The sequence below is a fragment of the Streptomyces sp. SudanB5_2050 genome (assembly GCF_964272335.1).
Classification (GTDB): Bacteria; Actinomycetota; Actinomycetes; order Streptomycetales; family Streptomycetaceae; genus Streptomyces; species Streptomyces rochei.
The window spans coordinates 502,134-526,279 of the sequence record NZ_OZ186760.1 but is presented as its reverse complement, the minus strand read 5'-3'; the positions used below and the strand labels follow the sequence as shown (position 1 = coordinate 526,279).

The window sequence follows — 24,146 nt, the reverse complement described above, 5'->3', positions numbered from 1 at the left end:
ACGACCGGGTTCATCGCAGGCGAAGGAGGGTTGCCTGCACGGCGAGTGCCTTGGACAGGTGCTGCCGTGTCCGCTCGTGCTCGTGCGGTGCGTGCTGGGGTCGGCCGAGGACCTGGATCGCCTCCTCGACGGCCCGGAGCGCCCGCTCGGTGTCGGTTCCGGCGTCGGCACGGATCGCGGCGAACACGTACTGGGCCCAGGCGTGAGGCAGGAGGTCGCCGCCGCGTGCGGCGAGCGCGCCCAAGGCCGTCACGGCCTCCTCGCTGTGAGCAAGGGCCTGGTCCACGTGCCCCAGGGCCAGTTCGAGGGGCGCCATGGAGGCGAGGTAGGTCGCGTGCTGCTGGAGCAGGCGGTAGGTCATCGCGGTGCTCATCGGTACACGGCCCTCCGCGCCGGACGACAGCAGCCGCCGCAGCCCTGCCGCCTGCTCCCGGTACAGGGCGACGGCGTCCTCGAGGCGGCCTTCGCCGACCAGCTTCGCCACCTGCCCGTCCATGATCGAGCCCGCGAGCTCCACCATCTGGGTGGGCTGCAGGGACTGGACGGGGATGCCCTGGTCCGAGGCGGCCTCGACCAGGGGGTGGACGCGACCCGGCTCCGGCACGGGCTCGGGCTGGGACTCCGGCGGGGACGGAGGCTGCGGTTCCTGCCGGACCTGGTCGAGCCGCCACCAGCGGTGCGCGTCGGTGAGCCGGCCGTGCCGCATCCGATGGTCGGCCAGGGACCTGGCGGCCTCGGCGTGCCCCGCCTCGGCCGCACGCTCGAATCCGGTCCCGGCCTCGTCGTGCCGGCCCTGCTCGTCCAGCAGCAGCCCCAGCCGGTGGTCACCGTCGGGATCGCCCGCCTCGGCCGCGGCCCGGAACCAGCGTTCGGCTGCGGCGAGATCGCCGTCACTCCACAGTGCCGCGCCGAGGGACGTCATGGCGTTCGTCGCGCCGGCCTCGGCACCCCGGCGGAACCAGTGGCGTGCCATGTCCCGGTCGCCCTGCTTCCAGTGCAGGACGCCCAGGTTGAAGCAGCCCTCCAGGCTGCCGGCGGCGACTGCCCGGGTCCACCAGAGCTTCGCGTCGGCCGCGTTCCCGTCCTCCCAGCACATGTTCCCGAGGTTGAACATGGCCTGGGGCAGCCCCGCTTCGGCCGCGCGCCGGTAACACTCGCGCGCCTGCTCGCTGCTTCCGGCCCTGGCGAGACGGACACCCTCGTTGTAGGTGTGCACGGCCTCGTCGTCCGGTTCCGCCTCGGTCGCCGGGACGCCGTCCGGTCCGTCGTCCGCCTCCAGGACCCCGAGGTTGTGCCTGGCCGTGTGCAACGCGGTCCGGTGTCCGTCATCGACGGTGACCAGCCGTTCGTAGAGGGCGATGGCCTCACGCAGAGACGCCACCGCGCCGCCCCGGGCGGCGCGCGCGAGGACGGCGCCCTGGCTCGCCAGCGCGTTCGCCAGCAGGGCCTCGTGGGCGAGCCGGTCGGTCCGCCACAGCCGCCTGGCCAGCTTGACGGCCTCCTCGGCCCTGGCGACCGCCTCCTCGTCCTCGTCGACGTCGGCGAGCCGGCCCGCGTAGTTCAGCAGGGAGGTGGCGAGGTCGGCGGTGTGGGCCTGGCCGTTGAGTTCGACCAGGTCGCGGCGGATGCGCACGGATTCCTCGGCGGCCCGGACCGCCTCACCGCTCTGCCCGAGGCGCTGCCGAGCGGTTCCCAGGTTGGTGAGGGCCCGGGCCAGACCGGGCAGATGCGTCTGCGGAGCAGCGGCCACCAGCTCGCGGTACCCGGCGACGCTCTCGACGAGTGCCTCGGCGGCGTCCTCGTTCCGGCCGACCGCCAGGAGGCGGGTACCCAGGCCGCACAGCGCGAAGGCGAGACGGGGCGGGTCCGCCAAGTCGCTCCCCGCCAACTCGCGATACCGCGCGACGGACTCCCCGGCGGCTTCGACCGCGTCGCCCCGCTGCCCGGTGTTCTGCAACTGGTTCCCGTAGTTGGCCAGGGCCAGGGCCAGTTGGGGGCGGGCCTCACGGTGCCCCTCCCGGACCTGCTCGCGCAGCAGGTCGATCGCCCGCCGGGTGAAACCCACGGCTTCCTTGTGCCGCCCGAGGTCGGACTGGTAGCCGCCGATGTCCATCAGGCACAGCGCCACATGCGTGCCGTACGTCTGCGGGTCCAGCTCATCGAGCCGATGCAGGGCGGCGAGGGCCTGGTGGTTGGCGCGGACGGCCTCGGTCTTGCGCCCGGCGTGGGCCAGGCGTACGCCGAGCCGCGCGTACCAGGACGCCGCGTCCTGCAAGCGGGTCGTGTCGTCCACCCGCTCGCGCACCAGCCGCTCGGTCACCGCGGCCGCGCCGACGTCGAGATCGGCCTGCCGCTGCTGGGGCAACCGCATCTCGACCTCCAGCAGCACGTCCGTGTCCACGTACCTGGCGTGGCTGAGCGCGACCAGCGCAGCGCTGCCCGCCCCGACGGCGATCTCCGGCCGCTGCCGGATCAGGCTGCCGAGTTCGGCCCCGACGTGCGGCCAGCGGTCCGCTGCGGAGGCCAGCACCGTCACCGCCCGGTTCGCGAAGGCGGGAACCGGCAGGTCGGGCCGGTCGGCGGCGAGGAGCGTCCGGGGCACGGACGCGGTCCAGGGGTCCGGGTCGTAACCGGAGACGTCGTGGCCGGGTATCAGGAGGGCGACCAAGTCCTCGGCCAGCCGGTCGGGACGCAGCGGCTCCAGCACCTGGGCACGGTCCAGGGGCGGGTAGCAGAACCGGTGGTCCGTCACGACGCGGTCGGCCGCCCGCAGCCCGAGTCCGTCCAGCCGGCCGACGCCTTCCGCGTACGATGCCGGTCCTGCCAGCACCGCGGTGAACACGGCGCGGGCCATCACCGTCGGCGGCGTGTCGAACTCCTCTCCCGCCAGCCGCGATCCGTACAGCCGGCGCCAGCCCATGCGCTCACGGTCCAGCAGGTACGCGGCGATCTCCTCGACGCCCTCCGGTACCGGGCTGCCCGGCCGGCCGGCGGCGAGCGCCGTGACCAAGGCGGCCATGTGAAGGGTCAGCACCTGCGCGTAGGGCGGGGTGTCCAGCCCCCGCACGACCTCGGTGATCGGCTCGCTCACCCCCAGGACGGCACCGAACCGGTCGCGTGCCGCCACGAACGCCCGCTCGCGGTCCGTGACATCGGCGGCGAACTCACGCAGCGGCAGGTCCGCGACCGCTGCGCCGACGGACCGCAGTTCGCCGCGTACCGCGGCCCACCACTGCACGGTCCGGCCGATCAGCAGCACCCGCACGGCCGGACCGGCCAGCAGCGGGTCACGGAGCAACTCGACCAGTTCCGGATGGGCCCAGCGGTCGGCGTAGTCCACGATCACCAGCAGCCCCCGGCCGTCGGCCGGGACCGGTTTCTCCTGACGCGGTCGAGGGCTGTCGCGGTGGCATGCCTCGACCACCTGCCAGCCGGCCTCGGCGGACAGTTCGGCGAACCTCGCCGACAGCCGGGTCTTCCCCTCACCGCCGGGGCCGTGGAGCAACAGGGCGGACAGCGACGCCGTCCCGGTGTCGCGCCACTCGGCCAGCCTGGTCAGTTCCTCCTGACGGCCGCTGAACGGAACGATCTGACTGCGTGCGTCGAGCAGCCTGCTGGGCTGGTCGGCGAACACCCGGGGAAGGGCCTGGTCGTCCACCGTCGGGGCGAAGGAGAACCGTTCGAGCCGATAGGGGCGTCCCGGGCCGATGGTGATCCGGGAGCCGATGATCGGGCCGGTGCTCGCGAAGCCACCGGGGCCCGCCTGAGCGTTCCCCGTTCCCGACACGTGCACGGAGTCGGAGGCGTCGCCCCGCGGGCCTCCCAGGTAACCGGTGACCGAGGTGGCGCCCGGCCCGGCCGTGGCGTCCCCGGTGTCGCTGACGCTGGTCGTCGCGTCGGTCGTCGTGTCGGTCTCTTTCCCGGCACTGCGCCGACGCTTGCCCCATCTGACCACCCGGTCTGCCTCCCGCTTGGTCCCCCCACGCGTCCTCCCGGCGGTCCGGCCGCTCAGGAGACGCAGTCGATGACGCTCACGCTAGGGCCATCGGCCCCGCCCGCCCGGCGTTTCTCGGAAAACCGCGACCGGGCCGCCCCACGGCCCCGCTCCCGCAGGCGCCTTGGACCCCGCCGACGGCGCGACTGCGCGGTGCGGCAACTAGGCTGCGGCGTATGAGCCAGACTCCCGTCGACCCCGTCGCGCACAACCGCCTCGCCTGGGACCGCCAGGTGGAGGAGGGCAACGAGTGGTCACGTCCGGTCGGCCCCGAGGTGATCGCCAAAGCGCGGGCCGGCCAGTGGTCGATCGTCCTGATCGGGTACGAACCGGTCGACCCGACCTGGTTCCCGCCGGAGATCGCCGGTCGCGACGTGCTCTGCCTCGCCTCCGGCGGCGGGCAGCAGGGACCGGTGCTGGCCGCGGCGGGCGCACGGGTGACCGTCTTCGACAACTCGCCCCGCCAGCTGGCGCAGGACGAGATGGTCGCGGCTCGGGAGGGGCTGGACCTGCGCACCGTGCTCGGCGACGCGCGTGACCTGAGCACGTTCCCGGACGCCTCGTTCGACCTCGTCGTCCACCCGGTCTCCAACCTGTTCATCCCGGATCCGGCGCCGGTCTGGCGCGAGTGCCACCGCGTGCTGCGCCCCGGCGGGACGCTGCTCTCCGGTTTCCTCAACCCGGACGTCTACCTCTTCGACGCCGAGTCCTTGGAGGCGCGCGGCGAGCTGGTGGTGCGCCACAGGCTGCCCTACAGCGACCTCACCCACCTGGAGCCCGCCGAGCGGGAGCGGCTGTGGGGCCTCGACGCGCCGGTGGAGTACAGCCATACGCTCACTGACCAGATCGGCGGGCAGATCGCGGCGGGCTTCGCCATCACCGGCTTCGCCGAGGCGCCGCACCACTCGGACGCCACGGCCGGCTGGCTCTCCGGCTACTTCGCCACCAAGGCGGTCAAGGCCGGGTCAGGCCACTGACCCGGTCCTGGGACCGGTAGTCAGTGCGAGTAGTCGATGCCGGAGACGGAGTTCTCGCCACTGGCCTCTCCCGTCCGCTCCACGGTGGCCGAGCCGCGTCCCCTGCCACCGGGCCGCCGGATACCGGAGACGCCACCGCGGCTCGCATTCCCCGTACGGGTGGCCTGGTCCGTGGGCCCTGTAGGGGACGGACGCTGGAACAGGGCCCAGACCAGGGCGGCGATGCCGACAGCGGCCTGGACCGTGGCCCCGGCCAGTTGCCCCGCACCGGGACTGCCCAAGAGCCAGACCAGCGGTGTGGACAGGACGCCGAGCACCGCCAGCACGATCACCGTGATCTTCCATGTCCGTGACACAGCGGCTCCCCCCAAGACCTGACACACTCGCCAACTCCGTGGTGACGACTTGTCACTCGGCATTGTTCCGTGGATCCGTCGTCCGGGCCAGCGAACGCGCGTCTTCGGGGGAGGCGCCGACGTGAGGCCCCGGTGCGCGGAGCGGTCCGGCCCGCGCAGCCTCACATACGGGCTTTGAGCACGTCGACCTCACAGCCGGGCGCGAAGGGGTCGAAGCCGTGCTCGATCAGCCAGCGGACCGCCAGCATGCTTCGCAACGACCACCACGCGTGGATCACGTCGAGGTCGACGTCGGTGCCGTAGCCGGCGATGACGTCGTCGAGGTGCTCCTCGTGTCCGAGGGTGAAGGTGGCGAGGTCGTACAAGGCGTCACCCTGACCCGCCTCGGACCAGTCGATGATGCCCGTGACCTCGTCGCCGTCGAGGAAGACGTGAGCGATCTGCAGGTCGCCGTGGGTGAACGCCGGGGTCCACGGCCGGAGCGCGGCCTCGGCGACCTGGCGGTTGCGGGTGACCAGGTCGGCGGGCAGGACGCCGTTCGTCACAAGCCACTCGCACTCCTCGTCCAGTTCCGCCGCCAGTGCGACGGTGCTCCGCCCGGCGCGGCCCGGCCGGGGCGGCAGAGGAGCTTCGTGCAGCTTCCGGATGGCGGCGCCCGCCGCGGCCCAGGCCCTCGGCGAGCCGGTCGACGGTCCGCCGAGGCGCCCCAGCGTCGTCCCCGGCAGTGCGGCGATGGCGAGCACGGGCGGGTTGCACCAGAGCACCTGCGGGGTCGGGACCGGCGCGAGGGACATCGCCTCGACCTCGACCTCGATGCGCGCCTGATCGGCGTCCACCTTCAGGAACATGTCGCCGACGCGCAGGGTCGCGCGCTCGGAATGGGCGACGACGACTCTGACCTCATCCATGGGCGACCAGTATCTCCGGGATGCGCGCCGACGTCGCCAGCCGTGTCGCGCGTCATCGAGGACGAAAGCGGCTTGACCGGCCACGACTTCAAGGTGGCCTGCCCCAGCCCACCAGAGCCGGTGACCCGGCCCGAGGTCAGTCCGCGTACAGGAAGACCAGGCACAGAGCCGCGAACAGTACGACGGACACGCCGAGCAGCGTCAGCGCCGCCGGGACCGCCGCCGTCAGTCGCTCCCCGCTCCTGCGCCGGCCTGAGCGGAACACCACACCCGCCAGGACGAGCGGCAGCGCCAACAGGGCGAGGAAGATCGCCGGTGCCGAGAACCGGCTGAACGCGGTGGTGCCGCTGTCGGTGACCAGATGCCAAGCGGTCGTCCCGAAGACCACGGCCGGGCCGGCCAGCAGGGCGAACGAGAGGGCCGATGCCACCGCGACGGTCAGCCCCTCGGTCAGCCGTTCGCCACTCGTCCGCTCCCGGCGGACTTCCGCCGTCCCGCTGTCCCCCATGCCCGTTCCCCCAACTGTCGCAGGTCGGTGTCGTCAGCACTCCCGATGAGCCGCTCAGCCCGTGACCGGCAGAGAACGGCAGTGGCGAAGGCCGAGGCGACAGACGTGATGATCTCACGGGACCACCGAGCCGTCGGAGCCCGGCGCTGCCTTCCGGCTTCCGCTGCTGTCGGCTCGGTCAGTCGAGGAAATCGGCCAGTCGGTCGTTCAGTTGCTCGGGTGTGGTGAGAGGGAGGGAATGGTGGGTGGCGCCCGGGAGTACCGCCACCTCGGCCTGGGGGAGTGTGCGGCGGGCGCGGTCGGCCACCCGGTGGGTGTGATGGGTGCGGCTGTGCTCGGCGAGGAGGACGAGTACGGGCATACGGAGGTCGGCCACGCGGGGGCGGCCTCCGGTGATGAGCTTGCGGTCGGGCACGGTGTGGGCCAGGGCGTAGAGACGCTGCCAGGCTTCGTCCGGACGGGCGGGACCGGTCTCCCAGGCGAGGAAGGAACGAACCCGGTCCTCGGTGGGACGGACGAGCGTCGGCAGCGCCCGCAGCAGGTAGCCGGGCCGGAAGCCGGAGAAGACCTGCGTGGGATCGATCAGGGCGAGACGGGCGACCCGTTCCGGCGCGTGCAGGGCGTACCCGGCGGCGATCCAGGCGCCGTAGGAGTGGCCGCACAGGTGTACGTCGGCGGCTCCGATGCCGTCCAGCAGGGCGTCCAGCCAGGTGTTCAGGTCGTCAGCGTTCCTCAACGGCGTGCCGCGGCGCTCGGTGCGGCCGGCGTCGCCCACGAGGTCGACGGCGTGGACCCGGTAACGCCGGCCGAGGGCCGCCGCGTTGGCGAACCAGACCAGTCCGGTGGCCATGCCGCCGGGCAGCAGCACCAGCGGGCGGCCGTCGGCCGGCCCGTACACATGGACACGGGTGGGCCCGTAGGGCGTGGCGATGTCGTGTTCTTCGGTGGACTCGGGCCAGCGGGCGCGGAGTTCGTCATAGGCGAGGTCGAACGCGGACGGGGACACTGACATTCCTCTCGTTCGGCGATACTCTCGTTCAGCGAGATAATAGGCCGGAGTCTTCGGGAGGACGCGTGCACGATCAGAATCCGACGATGGGCCTGGTCCACCTGCTGCGTGCGGTGACGGTGAACTTCGACCTGCTCGGAGCCGAGTTCGCCGCCCGCAACGGCCTGCACCCCACCGATGTGCGCGCACTGATCCACCTGCTGGACGCGGCGCGGGACGGTACCCCCGCGACGCCTGGATGGCTGGGCCGGCAACTGCGTCTGAACTCCGCCGGGACCACCGCACTGGTCGATCGGCTGGAGCGGCTCGGGCTGGTGCGCCGCGAACGGGACAGTGCGGACCGGCGACGCGTGCTGCTGGAGGTGGAGCAGAAGGCCACCGAGCTGGGGTGGGCCTTCTTCGGACCGGTCATCGACAAGGTCGTCGCCACGGCAGAGGGCTTCGAGGCGGACGAACTGGAGACGGTGCGCCGCTTCCTGGCCTCGGTACTCCACGCCACCCAGCAGATGCGCTCACTCTGACCACCGCTCACCACCGCGCCGGTTCCCGCCGCGATCAGGTGTCCAAGGAGACGCTTCATGACCACTCGATTGACAACGCCGAGAGCGCAGCGCGCCTCGCTCGTGCGAGCCGCGCTCGCCGTGCAGACCGTGACCATATTCCTCCAGGCGGTCTCCGCCGGTCTCCTGCTGACCTCGGCCTACGGGGAGATGCTGCACAGCGTCGGAGCCCGTGTGATGTACGGGGCGTCGATGCTGTACCTGCTCGTGGCACTCCTGGCGTGGAAGCCGGGCGGCGGCCCGGTGCGGCCTGTCTGGTACGCGTCGGGCTTCCTCGCCCTCGCCTCGGCCCAGGTCGTGCTGGGCATCGCTCACGTTCCGTCGCTCCACCTGCCCCTGGGCGTGCTGATGTTCGGTCTGAGTCTGCTGGCGCTGGTCCGACCTCAAGAGCGGGAGGCAGGCCGACCGGATCACGCGGGTATGCCGACCATCACCGGCTGACTTGCCCCCTCACCGTGGTGGGGCCTCTCCCGGAGTCCCAAGGTCGGGCGGTGCGGTCACGTGTCGGCCCGGCCGCAAGTCCTGAGGGTGCGGCAGAGGTTCACGCAGGGTCGATCTCGGCGATGAGGGCCTCGATGCGCGTCCTGATCTCGTCGCGGATGGGGCGGACGGCGTCGACGCCCTTGCCGGCCGGGTCCTCCAGGGCCCAGTCGAGGTACTTCTTGCCGGGGAAGACGGGGCAGGCGTCACCGCAGCCCATGGTGATGACGTAATCGGACGCCTGGACGGCCTCGGTGGTCAGGATCCTGGGCTCGGCGCCGGCGATGTCGATGCCGACCTCCTTCATCGCCTCCACGGCGGCCGGGTTGACCCGGTCGCCCGGGAGGGAGCCGGCGGACCGGACCTCGATGCGGTCGCCCGCGAGGTGCCGGAGGAAGCCGGCGGCCATCTGGGAGCGGCCTGCGTTGTGGACGCAGACGAACAGTACGGAGGCGAGCGGAGCGGAGGTCACGCGTTCTTCCTTCGCAGAGTGAGTGGCGGGTGATGCAGGAGGGTCGGGTGCTCGGCATGCCGCTGAGCAGGCCGGTGATCCGAAGCGGCGCCGCGACGAGCGGGGAGCAGGGCAGCCCGCGTTCTGGTCACGTACGGACACGACGAGTCCATAGGTCAGCCCCGGCTGGTATCAGTGTCGGGTGATGTGACAGTATCAGCCCATGATGACGTCAGTCGACACTGACCTGATCCGGGTGCTGGCCGACCCGCTCAGGCTCCGGATCGTGACCCTGCTGGCCCGCGAGACGCTGTGCACCACCCACCTCGTCGAGGAGACCGGAGCCCGGCAGACCAACCTCTCCAACCACCTCAGGGTCCTGCGCGAGGCCGGAGTCGTGGAGACCGAGCCGTGCGGGCGCTTCACCTACTACAAGCTGCGCCCCGACGTCATCGCCCAGCTCGCCGGGCAGTTCGCCGCCCTGGCCGAGTCCGCCCGCGACGCCGCCGACAACAAGAGGGCCTGCCCGTGACCTCCACCGAGCCCACCACCTCCGCTCCGGCCGGGGCGGGGGACGACTCGATCGTCAAGAAGCTCTCCACCCTCGACCGCTACCTCGCGGTGTGGATCCTCATCGCCATGGCCGTCGGCCTCGGGCTCGGACGGGCGATCCCCGGACTGAACGACGCGCTGGCGAAGGTGGAGGTCGGCGGCGTCTCCCTGCCGATCGCCGTCGGCCTGCTGATCATGATGTACCCGGTCCTGGCCAAGGTCCGTTACGACCAGCTGGACGCCGTCACCGGCGACCGCAGGCTGATGGCCTCCTCCCTGGTCATCAACTGGATCGTGGGACCCGCGGTCATGTTCGCCCTGGCGTGGATCTTCCTGCCGGACCTGCCCGAGTACCGCACCGGTCTGATCATCGTGGGCCTGGCCCGCTGCATCGCCATGGTCATCATCTGGAACGACCTCGCCTGTGGCGACCGCGAGGCCGCGGCCGTGCTCGTCGCGCTGAACTCGGTCTTCCAGGTCCTGGCGTTCGGCCTGCTCGGCTGGTTCTACCTCGACCTGCTGCCCGGCATGCTGGGCCTGGGCGACGGGGAGCACCTGGACATCTCGATCGGGGAGATCGCCCTCAACGTGGTCATCTTCCTGGGCGTCCCCCTGCTGGCCGGTTTCCTGACCCGCCGGATCGGCGAGAGGAAGATGGGCCGCGAGAGCTACGAGTCCCACTTCCTGCCGAAGATCGGCCCCTGGGCGCTGTACGGCCTGCTCTTCACGATCGTCATCCTCTTCGCCCTGCAGGGGAAGACCATCACCTCCCAGCCGCTGGACGTCGCCCGGATCGCGCTGCCCCTGCTGGTCTACTTCGCGATCATGTTCTTCGGCACCTTCCTCCTCGGCAAGGGCCTGGGTCTGGCCTACGACCGGACCGCGACGCTGGCGTTCACCGCGGCGGGCAACAACTTCGAACTGGCCATCGCGGTCGCCATCGCCACCTTCGGCGTCACCTCCGGTCAGGCCCTGTCCGGCGTCGTCGGACCGCTCATCGAGGTCCCGGTCCTGATCGGCCTCGTCCACGTCGCGCTCGCCTGGCGCAAGAGGTTCACCGCCGACGCGGCGACGGCGAACTGACGACTCGGCACCCTTCCTCCCCGAGACGGCACCCGCCCTCCCCGACACGGCACCGAAATCCGCTTGCCCCCGCCACCGCCTCGTGCAAGCCTCTCCACGCACCTGTCGTCGCACCGAGGAGCCGACATGCTCGACCGGGACGCTCGTCCGACCCCGCGGTCCACCACGGCCGCCCCGCTCACGAACGTCCCGGAGTGCCTCCTTGCCCACGCAGATCAGCGCCCGCGCCCTCACGAAGTCGTACAACGGCCGACTCGTCCTTGATTCCGTCACCTGCGCCCTGACCGCCGGTGAACGCACCGGCGTCATCGGGGAGAACGGGTCCGGCAAGTCCACCCTGCTCCGGCTCCTCGCCCGCGTCGAACGGCCCGACAGCGGCGAGATCACCGTCCAGGCGGAGGGCGGCGTCGGTTACCTCCCGCAGGACGGCGTGCTGCCGCCGCACCACACCGTCCAGCAGGCCGTCGACGACGCGCTGAGCGACCTGCGCGCCATCGAGCGCCGCATGCGGGTGCTCGAAGGCGCCATGTCCGGCGGCGCGGGGGACGACCGGGTCCTCACCGAGTACGGCGACCTGACGACCGCCTTCGAACTGCGCGGCGGCTACGAGGCCGACGCCCGCGTCGAACGCGCCCTGCACGGCCTCGGCCTGGCCCACCTCCCACGTGACCGCGCCCTCGGCGACCTCTCCGGCGGTGAGCAGGTCCGCCTGCGTCTCGCCGGACTGCTCGCCGCCTCCCCCGAGGTCCTGCTCCTCGACGAACCCACCAACCACCTCGACGCGAGCGCCCTGGACTGGCTCGAGGACCATCTGCGCACCCGGCGCGGCACCACCGTCGCGGTCTCCCACGACCGGGTGTTCCTCGACCGCGTCACCACCACCCTCCTGGAGGTCGACGCAGACCGCCGTACCGTCACCCGCTACGGCAACGGCTACTCCGGCTACCTCGCCGAGAAGGCCGCGGCCCGGCAGCGCTGGGTACAGGAACACGCCCGCTGGGAATCCGAGGTGGAGGCCCAGCGCGAAGCCGCCGCGACCACCGCCCGCCGGGTCGCCCCCGGCCGCGCCATGACCGACGGCAACAAGATGGCCTACGACCGTGCCGGTGGACGTGTCCAGCAGTCCCTGGCCGGCCGGGTACGCAACGCGGAGGAGCGACTGCGGCGACTCCTCGCCGACCCCGTCCCCGTCCCGCCCGAGCCGCTGCGCTTCACGCCGGTCCTGCGGTCCGGACGGCTCACCGGCACGGTCCTGGACGCCGCGGCCGTCGGCGTCACCGGCCGCCTGGCACCCACCGACCTCACCGTCAAGGCCGGCGACCGCCTCCTGATCACCGGCGGCAACGGCACCGGCAAGAGCACCCTGCTGCGCGTCCTCGCCGGCCGCCTCGCCCCCGACGAGGGCCGCGTCACCCGGCACGGACGCATCGGACACCTGCCCCAGGAGCCGGGCCCCGGACGCCCCGGTGAGACCCTCCTCGACGCCTACGCCCGCGGCTTCCCCGGCGCCCCCGAGGACCACGCCCCCGCCCTCTTGTCCCTCGGCCTGTTCGCCGAGGACCGGCTCACCGCCCGTGTCACGGAACTCTCCACGGGCCAGCGGCAGCGACTCTCCCTGGCCCGGCTGCTCAGCCGCCCCTGTGACGTCCTGCTCCTCGACGAGCCGACCAACCACCTCTCACCGGCCGTGACCGAGGACCTGGAGGAGGCCCTGGCCGCCTGGTCCGGCACCCTGCTCCTCGTCTCCCACGACCGTCGCCTGCGCGAACACTGGCAGGGCGACCATCTCGTCCTGACGGGCCGGGGCGTGGACCGCTCCCCGGCCCGGTGAAGCGTTCAGGGCGCGACCACCACCAGGTCGCGCCACACCGGATTTCCCTGCCCACCCCCTACCGCACCGGAGGAACACGATGACCGAAACCCCGCAGGACAACACGCCGGAGACGGAGCCCGAGACGGAGACCCCCGAGGCTCCCGAGACCGACACCAAGAAGAAGTTCGAGGAAGCACTGGCGCGCAAGGCCCGCATGGGCCGGGCTCAGCAGGCTCACCAGGACGGACGGCAGAAGATCAAGGGGCTCAACGGCCCCAAGGGCCAGACCCGCAACTTCCGCCGCAAGTCCGGCTGAGCTAATCCCTCCGCACCGGCCGCCCGTTCCGCACGTCCGGACCGGGCGGCCGTTCCGCCGGTGGACCCTTGCCCGGGCCGTTCAGGAACGTCAGGCCGGCGGCGTGGAGGCGGGGACGTACTCGAACCAGTCGAAGGCGACCGTGCCCTCGGTGGCGTACATGCCGATCACACGGCCGGTGAAGCCGCAGGCGACCTCCGTCGACAGGTAGCGCCCGTCCAGTTCGGCGAGCGGCCGGCTGTCCGGGGCGTCGGGGTCGCCGAGCCAGAAGGCGAGGGTGTCGGGTCCCGTCGTCCCGCCGTCGGTGAGTTCGGGAGAGGCGGGAACGAGGCCGGACGTACGGCACGTCACGGTGAGGCGCAGCGGCCCCGCCGGGACCGGCAGGCGGGCCACCGTCTGGCGCAGCGGTCCGATCCGGGCGACGACGCTTGCCTCCCCGGCCCCGGTCTCCACTTCGTAATGGTGGGCCTCGTCCAGGCGCACGCACAGACCACCGCGTCCCGTGCCCGGGTCGATCAGGGCGGTGACGCGGCAGTCGTGGTGCTGCTGACGCCGGCCGACGAAGGTGTACCCGGGACGGTCGAGGGTGGGGCCGGTGGCCCTGAGGACCAGTGAGCCGGGGCGTTCGGTGAGCGACCAGGATCCCTCCGGCCGGGCGAACGGCGAGATCCAGTGCGGTGCGAGAACCGGCCCGTCGAAGTCGTCGCGGGCGGGCGGGGCCGCGACGGGGTGCCAGGCGCCACCCGGTGCCGCATGGCGCTCGGGAACGGGCGCGACGACGGGCCAGCCGTCCGGGCCCCACTCCACGGGGGTCAGGAACGTCTCGCGACCGAGCACGTGCACGTCGGGTGTGAAGCCGCGGGGACGGACGCCGAGCAGCACCATCCACCAACTGCCGTCGACGGCCTCCACCAGGTCGGCGTGGCCGGTGTTCTGGATGGTGCGGGCGGTACCGCTGTGGGACAGCAGGGGATTGGCGGGTGCGGCCTCCCACGGGCCGCGCGGCGAGCGGCTGCGGGCCATGGACACGCTGTGACCGCGTTCCGTTCCGCCTTCCGCGATCAGCAGGTACCACCACGCACCGATGCGGTACAGGTGCGGCGCCTCGGGATACTTGAGGCCGCTGCCCGACCAGGTGGCGAACGGCCCCTCCAGCACCTTGCCCTGGACCGGGTCGATCCTGGCCATGTTGACGCCGCCTCGGGGGCCGGAGAAGGCGCACCAGCAGGTGCCGTCCTCCTCCCACGCCAGGTCGGGGTCGATCCCGCTCAGATCGATCCACACCGGATCGCTCCAGGGTCCCTCGGGCCGTTCGGCCGAGACGATGAAGTTGCCGCCGCCGTCGACGTTGGTGTTGATGACCCAGTAGCGGCCGTCGTGGTGGCGGATGGTCGGGGCGTAGAGGCCCCCCGACGCCTTGGCGCCGGGAAGGGGCAGCGGCAACTGCCCCGGCCGGTCGAGTACGTTGCCGATCTGCTCCCAGTGCACGAGGTCCTTGCTGTGGAAGAGCGGCAGCCCGGGGAAGTACTCGAAGCTGGAGCACACCAGGTAGTAGTCGTCACCGACCCGGCACACGCTCGGATCGGGGTGGAACCCGCTGATCACAGGGTTGTCGTACTGGTGCACGGAAATGTCTCCCCCTTCGCGCGGCCGGGCGCCGTGCGGCGAGTCTAGGCGTGCGTTCGGTTCTCGGTCGCCCGAACGGGACGCCTACTTGGATTCGACCCGGCCCACCGCCCGGGGGCCGGTCGTCAGTGCCTCGCACGCGCTCTGCCAGGTGGGGGCGCCGGGATGAAGCCGGGTGTGGAGGTAGGCCGCGCTGAGCCGGGCGAGGGCGGCGACCCGCTCGGGGCTCTCGTCGGTGGTCTCGGCGGCGTCGTATCCGGCGATCCCGCCGAGTCCGTGCCCCGCGTCGAAGAGGGTGAGCAGGGTCTTGGGGCCGGGAGCGAGGGTGTAGGGGTCGGCGTGCCAGTCCGGTCCCATGTCCGTGAAGTGCCGGGAGTCGTCCTTGTCGCCGGCGACGACCAGCGCGGGTGCGGTCATGGTGGAGAAGTCGACGGCCCCGATGACCGGCCATTGTCCGGCCATGGGCCCGTTGAAGACGTCGCCGCCTCTGCCGGGCGCGGCGAGCAGGACGCCTGCCCTGATCCGGGGCTCGACCAGATGCACCGTGTCGCCGGTGTCGGGGTCCCGGAGCCCGGCGCCGAGCAGGAGGGCGGCGGTGAAGCCGCCGAGCGAGTGCCCGGCGACGGCGACCTTGCCGGGATCGAGCCGTCCCGCGAGCTGCGGCACCGTGCGTTCGATGACGTCGATCCGGTCGAGGATGTGGGTCATGTCCTCGGCGCGGGAGCGCCAGAAGTCGGGTGCGCCGGGCGCGTCGGCGACCAGGTGGCTCAGTGTCCTGGAGGTGAGGTGGGTGGGCTGGACGACGGCGAATCCCTGAGCGGCCCAGTGATGGGCGAGGGGCGCGTAGCCGTTGAGCGAGGAGAGGTTGTTCGAGGGGCCGTGACCGTGGGAGAGGAGGATGACGGGGAGGCCGGTACCGGTCGCGGGAGCGGTGACGCGCACCTGCAGGTCGACCGGGCGTCCGGGGACGGAGAGGACCACGGGACTGAAGGAGAGGATTGGGACGGGCGTGCTCGGGGTGTCGGCACGGGCGGCCGTGGAGGCGCTCACGAGGGGGTTTCCTTTCGGCGGTACCTGTCGTCCGCCGGTCTCCGGACCGGCGACCGGTGGCGGACAGGAGGAGAGGCGTCCACTCCGGAGCATGAAACGGAGCGGCGTCCCGTTTAGTATCCGGAACGCCGTTCCGTTTTGTCAATCGACAAGGAAGGGCGCTGCGGTGCGGACGCCCTCCCCGCATCTCGCCGGCCGTCCTACCGGGCGTCGGCGGCCGTCCTCGCGGCCAGGCGCGTGCGCACGGCGGACAGATGACGGCGCAGCCGCTGCGGCGGCGTCGGCGGCAGCACGCGCGAGTCGCCCCGTGCGTAGTGCCGCTCGATGTAGTACTGACCCGCGCTGAGCACGCTCGTGACCGCGATGTACCAGAGCGTCGCGACCATGAGCAGCGGGATGATCTGGTACGTCTGGTTGTAGATCAACTGCACGGAGTACAGCAGGTCGTGCACGGCCAGCACGCTGACGATGCTGGTCCCCTTGAGGGTGCCGATCAGCATGTTGCCGGCGGTCGGGACGATGGAGCGCATCGCCTGGGGGATGACGACGCGACGCAGGGTGCGGCGCCTGCTGAGGCCGAGTGCCTGGGCGGCCTCGGTCTGGCCGGGGTCGACGGAGAGGATGCCGCCCCGCACCACCTCGGCGGCGTAGGCGCTCTCGTGAAGGGTCAGGCCGATGACCGCGGTGAGGGTCGGACCGAGCAGGTTGACCGTCTTGACGGAGACGAACTCCGGGCCGAACGGGATGCCGAGACCGAGCGTCGGGTAGAGGGCGCCGATGTTGAACCAGAACAGCAGCTGGACCAGTAGGGGAGTGGAGCGGAAGATCCAGACATAGCCCCAACTCAGCGTGCGCAGCACGGGGTTGCCCGACAGGCGCATCACCGCCAGCGCGGTGCCCAGCAGAAAGCCGAGCACCATGACCGCTGCGGTCAGCCACAGGGTCAGCAGCAGTCCGTCGAGCACGGCGGGGGTCGTGAAGTACCGCCCCACGACGGACCATTGGAACGCCTGGTTGCGGACGACGGAGTTGAGCACCATGGCGAACACCAGGAGGGCCGCCGCGGCGGTCGCCCACCGGCCCGGGTGCCGGCGCGGCACGATCTTCGGCAGGCCGGGGTCCGCGGCGCCCGTGGGGCGCGGGGGTTTCGTGACGGGTGCGGAGGTGACATCGGAAGGTGTGACCATGAGGAGGCTCTCCGGGGGAGGGAATCGCAGGCGGGTGACCACCCGGCGGCGCGTACGGTGCGTCCCAGCGGCATCACCGCTGCGCGGGTACGGCGTGCGGCCGGGAAACCGCGTCGTCACGAGCGCCGCGTCCCTCAACGCGGCCGGAGAGGCACCGCGCGGGGCGGGGCCGTCCGCCGCCCATCGTATGTGCGCACGCGACGTGGCTGTCAACAGCGGCCTTCGAGGCGGGAGTCGGCGGTCCGACATACGGGCGTCGCTTGACGAGCGGGACGTTGTACTGCTCAATTGTTCGCATGAACGCCCAGCAGCGCTTGGTCTCGCGCGACCACATCGACTTCGGTCGGGTGTGGTCCGCAGCGTGTCGCGTCTGACTCGGCAGCGGGCCGTCTGACCGGCCCTTCCCTCCCTCGGTGACCCCGTCGCGGGCCGAGTTCTCCCTTCGCGCGCTGCCGCACCACCGCCTTCCCCGACGCACTGCGTCGTCACACCCGCAGTCTCCTGATCACTGACGGTCAGTCACCTCTGTCACCACGCATGGCGCTTCGTCATGCCTGCGTGCGGTCGCTCCTGAAAGGGCCACTGTCATGCCTGTGGAATTCCTCGGCATCGCCGCCACCAACGACGGCTCCGAGACCACCCCGCGCTCCGGCGCCTCCTTCGACAAGGAGTACACGCTCCGTCTCGCCCGAGCCCATGAGGAGCACGGCTGGGACCGGGTGCTGTTCGCCTACGGCTCCGGCTCACCCGACCCCGCCCCGGCCGCCGCGTACCTCGCGAGCCGGCTGGAGCGCCTGCAACTCCTCCTCGCCCACCGGCCCAACGTGTCCTACCCGACGTTCGCCGCGAAGACCTTCGCCACCCTCGACCGGATCAGCGAAGGCCGCCTGACCGTCCACTTCATCACCGGCGGCAACGACCACGAACAGGGCCGCGAGGGCGACACCCTCACCAAGGACGAGCGCTACGCCCGCACCCGGGAGTACATCCGCGTCGTCAAGAAGATCTGGACCACGCACGAGCCCTTCGACCACGAGGGCGAGCACTACCGCTTCCACGACTTCGTCAGCGACGTCTTCCCCGTCCAGCAGCCGCGCCCGAAGGTGTCGTTCGGCGGCTCGTCCCCCGCCGCCTACGCCGCCGGCGGCGCGGAGGCCGACATCTACTGCCTGTGGGGGGAGCCGCTGGAGAGGACCGCGGAGCAGATCGAGGCGGTGAGAGCCGCCGCGAAGGCCGCGGGCCGCACCGACGTGCCCCGCATCCAGGTGGCGTTCCGCCCGATCATCGCCCCGACCGAGGAACTGGCCTGGGAGAAGGCCCGTCGTACGGTCGGCGCCATCCGGGAGCTGGGCGCGGCCGGGCTGAAGCGGCGCCACCGCACCGACGCCCCGCAGAACACCGGCTCGCAACGGCTGATCGCCATCGCCGAGGCGGGCGAACGCTACGACCGCGCCCTGTGGACCGCGACGGCCGCGGCGACCGGCGGCGCGGGCAACTCCAACGCCCTCGTCGGTACCCCCGAGACAGTGGCGCAGGCGCTCCTCGACTACTACGACCTCGGCGTCGAGATCTTCTCCGCCCGCGGCTACGACCTGCTGGACGACGCCATCGACTTCGGCCGGTACGTGATCCCGCTCGTGCGCGAGGAGGTCGCCGGCCGCGACGCCGGACGGGCGGCCGGCGGCTCCCGCTTCCTGGCGGCGGTGGGCGAATGACGTCCGTGGCCGAGACGCCGTCACGGGCGGCCGGCCCGACCGTCGTCCACGTCCCGGTCTCCGACCCGCGCGTGCGGCCCCTGCTGCGCGAACTCGGCCACGAATACTCCACCCGCTACGGCAGGGACGCGCACGCCGAGATCGCCCGCTACCCGGACGAGGAATTCACCCCGCCGCACGGCGGCCTCCTCCTCCTGCTGCTGGAACACGGAGAGCCCGTCGCGGGCGGTGCCTTCCGCCGCCGCGACGCGACCACGGCCGAGCTGAAGCGGATCTGGACGCACTCCGCGCACCGCCGGCGCGGACTGGCCCGCCGCGTGATCGCCGAACTGGAACACGAGGCCGGCGCCCGCGGCTACCGCCGGATCTACCTGACCACCGGCCCACGCCAACCGGAAGCCCGCGGCCTGTACCTGTCCACCGGCTACACGCCGCTGTTCGACATGCGGGCCGACCCGGAAACCGTCGGTCCGCTGCCCTTCGAGAAGCACCTGCCCCTCACCACGTCCCCCGGAAAGGCCACGGACCTGTGAAACAACCCGTTCTCCGAGGCCGCAAGCGCGGCGCCGCCGTCCTGGCGCTGCTGCCGCTGCTCGCGCTGACCGCCTGCGGCTCCGGCGACACCGGCCCCACCGCGGCCGTGGGCGCCCAGGCATCCCCGGCACCCACCGACGACCCGGTCGCCTCCGTCCGCAAGGTGGACTCCGTCGCCGCCCTGCTGCCGGCCGACGTCCGCCGGTCGGGCACGCTGCGCATCGGCAGTTCCATCGGGTTCCCGCCGGGGGCGTACTACCCGAACGGGCCGGACAAGGCGCCGGCCGGCCAGGACATCGACCTCGCCGACGCCGTCGCCAAGGTCCTCGGTGTGCGACTGCAGCGCCAGGACGCCTCCTTCGAGACCATCCTGCCCGCCCTCGGCAGCGGCAAGTACGACGTCGGCACCGGCAACTTCGGCGTCACCACCGAGCGCCTGCGGACCATCGACTTCGTCACCTACGTCAACGACGGTCAGGGCTTCGCGGTGAAGAAGGGCGACACCTCGATCGAGAAGGTCACCGACCTCACCCAACTGTGCGGACTGACCGTCGGAACCGGCGCCGGCACCACCTTCGAGACCACCCTCACCGCGCAGAAGGGCGTGTGCGCCGAGGCCGGGAAGAAGCCCTACGAGGTGAAGGTCTACTCGGAGAACGCGGCGACCCTCACCGCACTCCAGCAGGGCCGCATCGACGTGATCATGTCGACCATCAACGGCTTGCGGTACCAGGCGTCCCAGCCCGCCTCGCAGACCGCCTTCCTGGGTGAGTACCACCGCCTCGACGTCGGTTTCGCCTTCAAGAAGGGCTCCGCGCTCACCGAGGCCTTCCGGGCCGCCGTCAACGAGCTGATCAAGGACGGCACATACGCCCGGATCCTCGAGAAGTGGGGCACCTCCGCCTCGGCGATCGAGACGTCGCGCATCAACCCTCCCGAGCACACGTAAGAGCTGAGCAGGAACCCACCATGGCATCCACCACCGACGCCGCGCCCGCCGGGGCGGCCCCCGCGGGCATCCGCCCGAAAGCCCCGCCCGCACCGGACGATCCGGCCTCCCTCACGGTCGTCCCCGCCCGCCACCCCGCCCGCTGGGCCGCGGCCGTCACCGTGCTCGTACTGGTCGCCCAGTTCACGCACGGCCTCGCGACCAACCCCGTGTGGGAATGGGGCGTCTTCCGCGACTATGTCCTGTCCGAGACCATCGTGCGGGCGGTGTGGGTGACCCTCCAGCTCACCGCCTACGCCACCGTCCTCGGCTTCCTCCTGGGCACCGTGCTCGCCTTCATGCGCCTGTCCCGCAGCCCCGTGCTGCAGACCGTCGCCTGGACGTACATCTGGATCTTCCGTTCGATCCCGATGATCGTGCAGCTGGTGTTCTGGTTCAACCTGAGCGCCCTCTACAAGGAACTGGGCATCGGCATCCCCTTCGGCCCGGTGTTCTGGTCGGTCGACAGCAACAGCCTCATCGGCACCATCGGCGCCGCCGTCATCGGACTGACGCTCCACCAGGCCGCGTACGCCGCCGAGATCGTCCGCGGCGGCGTCGTCTCCGTCGACCACGGACAGCTGGAAGCCGCCGCCGCGCTCGGCATCCCCCGGCTGCGGCAGATCCGGCGCATCGTGCTGCCCCAGGCCATGCGCGCCATCCTGCCCACGGCCGGCAACGAGATCATCGGCCTGCTCAAGGGCACCTCGGTGGTCTACGTGATGTCCATCGGCGAGCTGTTCTACCAGGTGCAGGTGATCTACGGCCGCAACGGCCGGGTGATCCCGCTGCTGCTCGTCGCCACCGCCTGGTACGTGGTGCTGACCTCCCTGCTGTCGGTCGCCCAGTACTACGTGGAACGCCGCTACGCCAGGGGCGCCGACCGCACCCCGCCACCGACACCGGTCCAGCGCGTCCGGCGCCTCTTGCGCGGCCTGCGCGCGGCGGCCGCCCGGCGCGACCGGCCCGTCGTACCGCTGAAGACTCCGGAACCCGTGGGAGAGAGCCGATGAACGAGGTCATGGTGGACGTCCAGGGTGTCCACAAGAGCTTCGGCCCGCTGGAGGTGCTGCGCGGCGTCGACCTGCGGGTCCGCGCCGGCGAGGTCACGGTGGTCCTCGGCCCGTCCGGTTCCGGCAAGTCCACGCTGCTGCGCACCATCAACCACCTGGAGAAGGTCGACCGCGGTCTGATCAGCATCGACGGCGAACTCATCGGCTACCGCCGCGCGGGGGACAAGCTGCACGAACTGAAGGAGAAGCAGGTCCTGAGGCAGCGCACCCACATCGGGTTCGTCTTCCAGAACTTCAACCTCTTCCCCCACCTGACCGTGCTGGACAACCTCGTGGAGGCACCGGTCTCCGCCCTGCGCAAGCCCCGCGGGGAGGCGGAGAAGACGGGCCGCCGGCTCCTGGAGCGGGTCGGCCTGGCCGACAAGGCCGGCGCCTACCCGCGCCAGCTCTCCGGAGGCCAGCAGCAGCGCGTGGCCATCGCCCGCGCGCTCGCCCTCGAACCGAAGGTGCTGCTCTTCGACGAGCCCACCTCGGCACTCGACCCCGAACTGGTCGGCGAGGTCCTCGACGTCATCAAGGACCTGGCCGGCACCGGCACCACCATGATCGTCGTCACCCACGAGATCGGCTTCGCCCGCGAGGTCGCCGACACCGTGGTCTTCATGGACGACGGCCTCGTCGTGGAACAGGGTCCGCCCTCGTCCGTCCTCGACGCCCCGCAGCACGAGCGCACCCGCGCCTTCCTCTCCAAGGTCCTCTGACCCCCTGCCCGTCCCGCACGCGAGGAGCACCACCATGGCCATCGCCCTCACCGTCCGCCGCACCGCCGCGGCAGCCGTCGGACTCGCCACCGCCCTCGTCCTCACCGGCTGCGCCGATCCCACCGACGGCGGCACGACCGAGGTCGCGGCCACACCCGGCGGCACGACGAAAACCAAGATCAACATCAGTCCGGACCAGAACCGCGTCACGACCGCCGAGGTCGCCTCCATCGCCGCCGAGGTCCCGGAGCGGATCCGCGAGCGAGGCACGCTCGAACTCGTCGCCTCCTCCGGCTCCGCCGCCCCGCTCACCTTCTACGCCACCGACAACAAGACCGTCATCGGCGTGGAACCCGACCTCGCCCACCTCGTCGCCGACGTACTCGGGCTGGAGCCGCGCATCCACACGGTCTCCTGGGAGAACATCTTCGTCGGCCTCGACAGCGGCAAGTACGACGCGGGTCTGAGCAACATCACCGTCACCGAGGAGCGCAAGGAGAAGTACGACTTCGCCACCTACCGCGAGGACAACCTGGGCTTCGAGGCGAAGAAGGGCAGCGGCCTGAAGGTCACCGGACCCGAGGACCTGGCCGGCAGGACGGTCGCGGTCAGCAGCGGCACCAACCAGGAGAAGCTCCTCGTCGAATGGAGCGAGGAGAACGAGAAGGCCGGCCGCGAACCGGTGGACATCAAGTACTACCAGAACGAGAGCGACACCTACCTCGCCCTCCAGTCCGGCCGCATCGATCTCTACCTCGGCCCCCACCCGACCGCCGCCTACCACGCGGCCACCACCGGCAGGACCGAGGTCGTCGGCACCTCCTCCGGCGCCGGCGCCACCCTCCAGGGCCTCATCGCCGCCACCACGAAGAAGGACAGCGGCCTGGTCGAGCCGCTCGCCGACGCCCTCGACCACATCATCGCCAACGGCACGTACGCGAAGGTGCTCCAACGCTGGGGCCTGTCCGACGAGGCCGTCACCGATTCCCGGATCAACCCGCCGGGACTGCCCAGGACCGACAAGTAGGCAACCCCGCAGGAGAAAGGCCCCTCATGTCACCGTCCGAACCCTCACCCCTGCACCTCGCCGTCGCCCTGGACGGCACCGGCTGGCACCCCGCCTCCTGGCGCGAGCCGGACTCCCGGCCCCGGGACCTGTTCACCGCCGCCTACTGGGCCGACCTCGTCACCGAGGCCGAGCGCGGACTGCTCGACTTCGTCACCATCGAGGACGGACTCGGCCCCCAGTCCTCCCACGCCTTCGGTCCGGACGACCGCACCGACCAGGTGCGCGGCCGTCTCGACGCGGTCCTCGTCGCCTCCCGCGTCGCCCCGCTGACCCGCCGCATCGGCCTCGTGCCGACGGTCGTCGCCACCCACACCGAGCCCTTCCACGTCTCCAAGGCGATCGCCACCCTCGACTACGTCAGCAACGGCCGCGCGGGGTACAGGGTGCAGATCACCGCGCGCCCCGACGAGGCGGCCCACTTCGGCCGCCGCACCGTCCCGCGCATCGCGGCCTACGACACTCCCGACGCCCTGGCGACGGTGACGGACCTGTTCGACGAGGCCGCCGACCACGTCGAGGTCGTACGCCGCCTCTGGGACAGCTGGGAGGACGACGCCGAGATCCGCGACGCCGCGACGGGCCGCTTCATCGACCGCGACAAGCTGCACTACATCGACTTCGAGGGCACCCACTTCAGCGTCCGGGGACCGTCCATCACCCCCCGCCCGCCGCAGGGCCAGCCGATCGTCAGCGCCCTCGCCCACGACACCGTCCCGTACCGGCTCGTGGCCCGGGCCGCCGACATCGGCTACGTCACCCCCCGCGACGCCGACGAGGCCCGCGCCGTCGTCGGCCGGATCCGCGCCGAGCAGGACGCCGCCGGCCGGGCGTCTGAGCCCCTGCACGTCTTCGGCGACCTCGTCGTCCTCCTCGACGACGACCCCGCCACCGCGCGGGCACGCCGCGAAAGGCTCGACACGCTCGCCGGACAGCCGTACACCGGCGACGCGCCCGTCTTCACCGGCACACCCTCGCAACTGGCCAACAGGCTGGAGCAGTTGCACGCCTCCGGCCTGACCGGTTTCCGACTGCGACCCGCCGTCACCGCGCACGACCTGCCGGCGATCACCCGCGGCCTGGTCCCCGAACTGCAGCGTCGCGGTGCCTTCCGCCGCGCCTACGAGGCCGGCACCCTGCGCGGCCTGCTGGGCCTGGCCCGCCCCGCCAACCGCTACGCCACCGCCTGAGCCGGAAGG

Annotated in this window: 23 protein-coding genes; 14 read left to right on the top strand and 9 right to left on the bottom strand. The window is 71.8% G+C overall.

All coding sequences use genetic code 11. The features are described from left to right. Positions 1-10: 10 nt before the first annotated feature. Entirely contained in the window at positions 11-3,955 is a 3,945-nt protein-coding gene (locus ACFZP7_RS01910; protein WP_385633660.1) for a hypothetical protein, read from the bottom strand. Positions 3,956-4,170: 215 nt separating this feature from the next. On the opposite strand from ACFZP7_RS01910, the gene ACFZP7_RS01905 reads away from it, so the two are divergent. Continuing rightward, on the top strand, positions 4,171-4,971 hold the full coding sequence (locus ACFZP7_RS01905) for a class I SAM-dependent methyltransferase (RefSeq protein ID WP_127436183.1): 801 nt from the start codon (positions 4,171-4,173) through the stop codon (positions 4,969-4,971). A 20-nt stretch (positions 4,972-4,991) separates the two neighbouring features. Here ACFZP7_RS01905 and ACFZP7_RS01900 read toward each other — a convergent pair whose 3' ends face one another. From ACFZP7_RS01900 to ACFZP7_RS01885, 4 genes are all read right to left on the bottom strand, one after another. Beyond that, a complete protein-coding gene (locus ACFZP7_RS01900) occupies positions 4,992-5,327 on the bottom strand; it encodes a hypothetical protein (RefSeq protein WP_307852317.1) in 336 nt (111 codons plus the stop codon). Positions 5,328-5,488: 161 nt separating this feature from the next. Then, positions 5,489-6,235: a phosphotransferase family protein gene (locus ACFZP7_RS01895; RefSeq protein ID WP_385633659.1), complete on the bottom strand. Its 747-nt coding sequence runs from the start codon at positions 6,233-6,235 to the stop codon at positions 5,489-5,491. 136 nt (positions 6,236-6,371) lie between these two features. Next, complete coding sequence (locus ACFZP7_RS01890) at positions 6,372-6,743, bottom strand: hypothetical protein (protein ID WP_385633658.1); 372 nt, start codon at positions 6,741-6,743, stop codon at positions 6,372-6,374. Between the two features lie 178 nt (positions 6,744-6,921). Continuing rightward, a complete protein-coding gene (locus ACFZP7_RS01885) occupies positions 6,922-7,755 on the bottom strand; it encodes an alpha/beta fold hydrolase (protein WP_385633657.1) in 834 nt (277 codons plus the stop codon). 83 nt (positions 7,756-7,838) lie between these two features. Here ACFZP7_RS01885 and ACFZP7_RS01880 point away from each other — a divergent pair, with 83 nt between their 5' ends. Both ACFZP7_RS01880 and ACFZP7_RS01875 read left to right on the top strand, forming a co-directional pair. Continuing rightward, entirely contained in the window at positions 7,839-8,273 is a 435-nt protein-coding gene (locus ACFZP7_RS01880) for a MarR family winged helix-turn-helix transcriptional regulator (RefSeq protein WP_109203707.1), read from the top strand. Between the two features lie 57 nt (positions 8,274-8,330). Continuing rightward, positions 8,331-8,753 carry a hypothetical protein gene (locus ACFZP7_RS01875; protein ID WP_385633656.1) on the top strand — a complete coding sequence of 141 codons (423 nt, stop codon included), beginning with the start codon at positions 8,331-8,333 and terminating at the stop codon, positions 8,751-8,753. Between the two features lie 100 nt (positions 8,754-8,853). On the opposite strand, the gene ACFZP7_RS01870 is transcribed toward ACFZP7_RS01875, so the two are convergent. Continuing rightward, a complete protein-coding gene (locus ACFZP7_RS01870) occupies positions 8,854-9,264 on the bottom strand; it encodes an arsenate reductase ArsC (RefSeq protein ID WP_127439371.1) in 411 nt (136 codons plus the stop codon). A gap of 202 nt (positions 9,265-9,466) precedes the next feature. Between ACFZP7_RS01870 and ACFZP7_RS01865 the strand changes: the two genes are divergently transcribed. From ACFZP7_RS01865 to ACFZP7_RS01850, 4 genes are all read left to right on the top strand, one after another. Next, on the top strand, positions 9,467-9,775 hold the full coding sequence (locus ACFZP7_RS01865; protein ID WP_030969977.1) for a helix-turn-helix transcriptional regulator: 309 nt from the start codon (positions 9,467-9,469) through the stop codon (positions 9,773-9,775). Next, the gene (gene arsB, locus ACFZP7_RS01860; protein ID WP_385633655.1) at positions 9,772-10,878 is read left to right on the top strand and encodes an ACR3 family arsenite efflux transporter; all 1,107 of its coding nucleotides are present in this window, start codon (positions 9,772-9,774) and stop codon (positions 10,876-10,878) included. The genes ACFZP7_RS01865 and arsB overlap by 4 nt, the downstream gene beginning before the upstream one ends. Positions 10,879-11,080: 202 nt before the next feature. Then, positions 11,081-12,709: a ribosomal protection-like ABC-F family protein gene (abc-f, locus tag ACFZP7_RS01855; protein WP_385633654.1), complete on the top strand. Its 1,629-nt coding sequence runs from the start codon at positions 11,081-11,083 to the stop codon at positions 12,707-12,709. A gap of 79 nt (positions 12,710-12,788) precedes the next feature. Next, positions 12,789-13,007, top strand: coding sequence for a DUF5302 domain-containing protein (locus ACFZP7_RS01850; protein ID WP_355271050.1), 219 nt, complete (start codon positions 12,789-12,791; stop codon positions 13,005-13,007). Positions 13,008-13,097: 90 nt separating this feature from the next. Here ACFZP7_RS01850 and ACFZP7_RS01845 read toward each other — a convergent pair whose 3' ends face one another. The 3 genes from ACFZP7_RS01845 to ACFZP7_RS01835 all read right to left on the bottom strand — a co-directional run bounded on the left by ACFZP7_RS01845 (position 13,098) and on the right by ACFZP7_RS01835 (position 16,870). Continuing rightward, positions 13,098-14,633, bottom strand: coding sequence for a glycoside hydrolase family 43 protein (locus ACFZP7_RS01845; RefSeq protein ID WP_385633653.1), 1,536 nt, complete (start codon positions 14,631-14,633; stop codon positions 13,098-13,100). An 84-nt stretch (positions 14,634-14,717) separates the two neighbouring features. Further along, on the bottom strand, positions 14,718-15,683 hold the full coding sequence (locus ACFZP7_RS01840) for an alpha/beta hydrolase family protein (RefSeq protein ID WP_385633652.1): 966 nt from the start codon (positions 15,681-15,683) through the stop codon (positions 14,718-14,720). Between the two features lie 200 nt (positions 15,684-15,883). Next, positions 15,884-16,870: an amino acid ABC transporter permease gene (locus ACFZP7_RS01835; RefSeq protein ID WP_109203714.1), complete on the bottom strand. Its 987-nt coding sequence runs from the start codon at positions 16,868-16,870 to the stop codon at positions 15,884-15,886. A 587-nt stretch (positions 16,871-17,457) separates the two neighbouring features. On the opposite strand from ACFZP7_RS01835, the gene ACFZP7_RS01830 reads away from it, so the two are divergent. The 7 genes from ACFZP7_RS01830 to ACFZP7_RS01800 are packed head-to-tail and all read left to right on the top strand — an operon-like array spanning position 17,458 to position 24,137. Then, positions 17,458-18,585: an LLM class flavin-dependent oxidoreductase gene (locus ACFZP7_RS01830; RefSeq protein WP_385633651.1), complete on the top strand. Its 1,128-nt coding sequence runs from the start codon at positions 17,458-17,460 to the stop codon at positions 18,583-18,585. After that, complete coding sequence (locus ACFZP7_RS01825; RefSeq protein WP_385633650.1) at positions 18,582-19,118, top strand: GNAT family N-acetyltransferase; 537 nt, start codon at positions 18,582-18,584, stop codon at positions 19,116-19,118. Before ACFZP7_RS01830 ends, ACFZP7_RS01825 begins: the two co-directional genes overlap by 4 nt. After that, the gene (locus tag ACFZP7_RS01820; RefSeq protein WP_385633649.1) at positions 19,115-20,068 is read left to right on the top strand and encodes an ABC transporter substrate-binding protein; all 954 of its coding nucleotides are present in this window, start codon (positions 19,115-19,117) and stop codon (positions 20,066-20,068) included. The genes ACFZP7_RS01825 and ACFZP7_RS01820 overlap by 4 nt, the downstream gene beginning before the upstream one ends. A 20-nt stretch (positions 20,069-20,088) precedes the next feature. After that, entirely contained in the window at positions 20,089-21,120 is a 1,032-nt protein-coding gene (locus ACFZP7_RS01815) for an amino acid ABC transporter permease (RefSeq protein WP_385633648.1), read from the top strand. Further along, positions 21,117-21,881, top strand: a complete 765-nt coding sequence (locus tag ACFZP7_RS01810) for an amino acid ABC transporter ATP-binding protein (RefSeq protein WP_125536922.1) — start codon at positions 21,117-21,119, stop codon at positions 21,879-21,881. The genes ACFZP7_RS01815 and ACFZP7_RS01810 overlap by 4 nt, the downstream gene beginning before the upstream one ends. Positions 21,882-21,915: 34 nt before the next feature. Beyond that, on the top strand, positions 21,916-22,908 hold the full coding sequence (locus ACFZP7_RS01805) for an ABC transporter substrate-binding protein (protein WP_046251680.1): 993 nt from the start codon (positions 21,916-21,918) through the stop codon (positions 22,906-22,908). 26 nt (positions 22,909-22,934) lie between these two features. Then, positions 22,935-24,137 carry an LLM class flavin-dependent oxidoreductase gene (locus tag ACFZP7_RS01800; protein WP_385633647.1) on the top strand — a complete coding sequence of 401 codons (1,203 nt, stop codon included), beginning with the start codon at positions 22,935-22,937 and terminating at the stop codon, positions 24,135-24,137. Positions 24,138-24,146 lie beyond the last annotated feature (9 nt).

Bases quoted from the DNA above. Each gene is read 5' to 3' on its own strand.
- ACFZP7_RS01885 (WP_385633657.1), bottom strand. From the start codon at position 7,755: ATGTCAGTGTCCCCGTCCGCGTTCGACCTCGCCTATGACGAACTCCGC.
- ACFZP7_RS01850 (WP_355271050.1), top strand. From the start codon at position 12,789: ATGACCGAAACCCCGCAGGACAACACGCCGGAGACGGAGCCCGAGACG.
- ACFZP7_RS01905 (WP_127436183.1), top strand. From the start codon at position 4,171: ATGAGCCAGACTCCCGTCGACCCCGTCGCGCACAACCGCCTCGCCTGG.
- ACFZP7_RS01800 (WP_385633647.1), top strand. From the start codon at position 22,935: ATGTCACCGTCCGAACCCTCACCCCTGCACCTCGCCGTCGCCCTGGAC.
- ACFZP7_RS01880 (WP_109203707.1), top strand. From the start codon at position 7,839: ATGGGCCTGGTCCACCTGCTGCGTGCGGTGACGGTGAACTTCGACCTG.
- ACFZP7_RS01890 (WP_385633658.1), bottom strand. From the start codon at position 6,743: ATGGGGGACAGCGGGACGGCGGAAGTCCGCCGGGAGCGGACGAGTGGC.
- ACFZP7_RS01835 (WP_109203714.1), bottom strand. From the start codon at position 16,870: ATGGTCACACCTTCCGATGTCACCTCCGCACCCGTCACGAAACCCCCG.
- ACFZP7_RS01830 (WP_385633651.1), top strand. From the start codon at position 17,458: ATGCCTGTGGAATTCCTCGGCATCGCCGCCACCAACGACGGCTCCGAG.
- ACFZP7_RS01825 (WP_385633650.1), top strand. From the start codon at position 18,582: ATGACGTCCGTGGCCGAGACGCCGTCACGGGCGGCCGGCCCGACCGTC.
- ACFZP7_RS01805 (WP_046251680.1), top strand. From the start codon at position 21,916: ATGGCCATCGCCCTCACCGTCCGCCGCACCGCCGCGGCAGCCGTCGGA.
- ACFZP7_RS01810 (WP_125536922.1), top strand. From the start codon at position 21,117: ATGAACGAGGTCATGGTGGACGTCCAGGGTGTCCACAAGAGCTTCGGC.
- ACFZP7_RS01815 (WP_385633648.1), top strand. From the start codon at position 20,089: ATGGCATCCACCACCGACGCCGCGCCCGCCGGGGCGGCCCCCGCGGGC.
- ACFZP7_RS01875 (WP_385633656.1), top strand. From the start codon at position 8,331: ATGACCACTCGATTGACAACGCCGAGAGCGCAGCGCGCCTCGCTCGTG.
- ACFZP7_RS01895 (WP_385633659.1), bottom strand. From the start codon at position 6,235: ATGGATGAGGTCAGAGTCGTCGTCGCCCATTCCGAGCGCGCGACCCTG.
- ACFZP7_RS01865 (WP_030969977.1), top strand. From the start codon at position 9,467: ATGATGACGTCAGTCGACACTGACCTGATCCGGGTGCTGGCCGACCCG.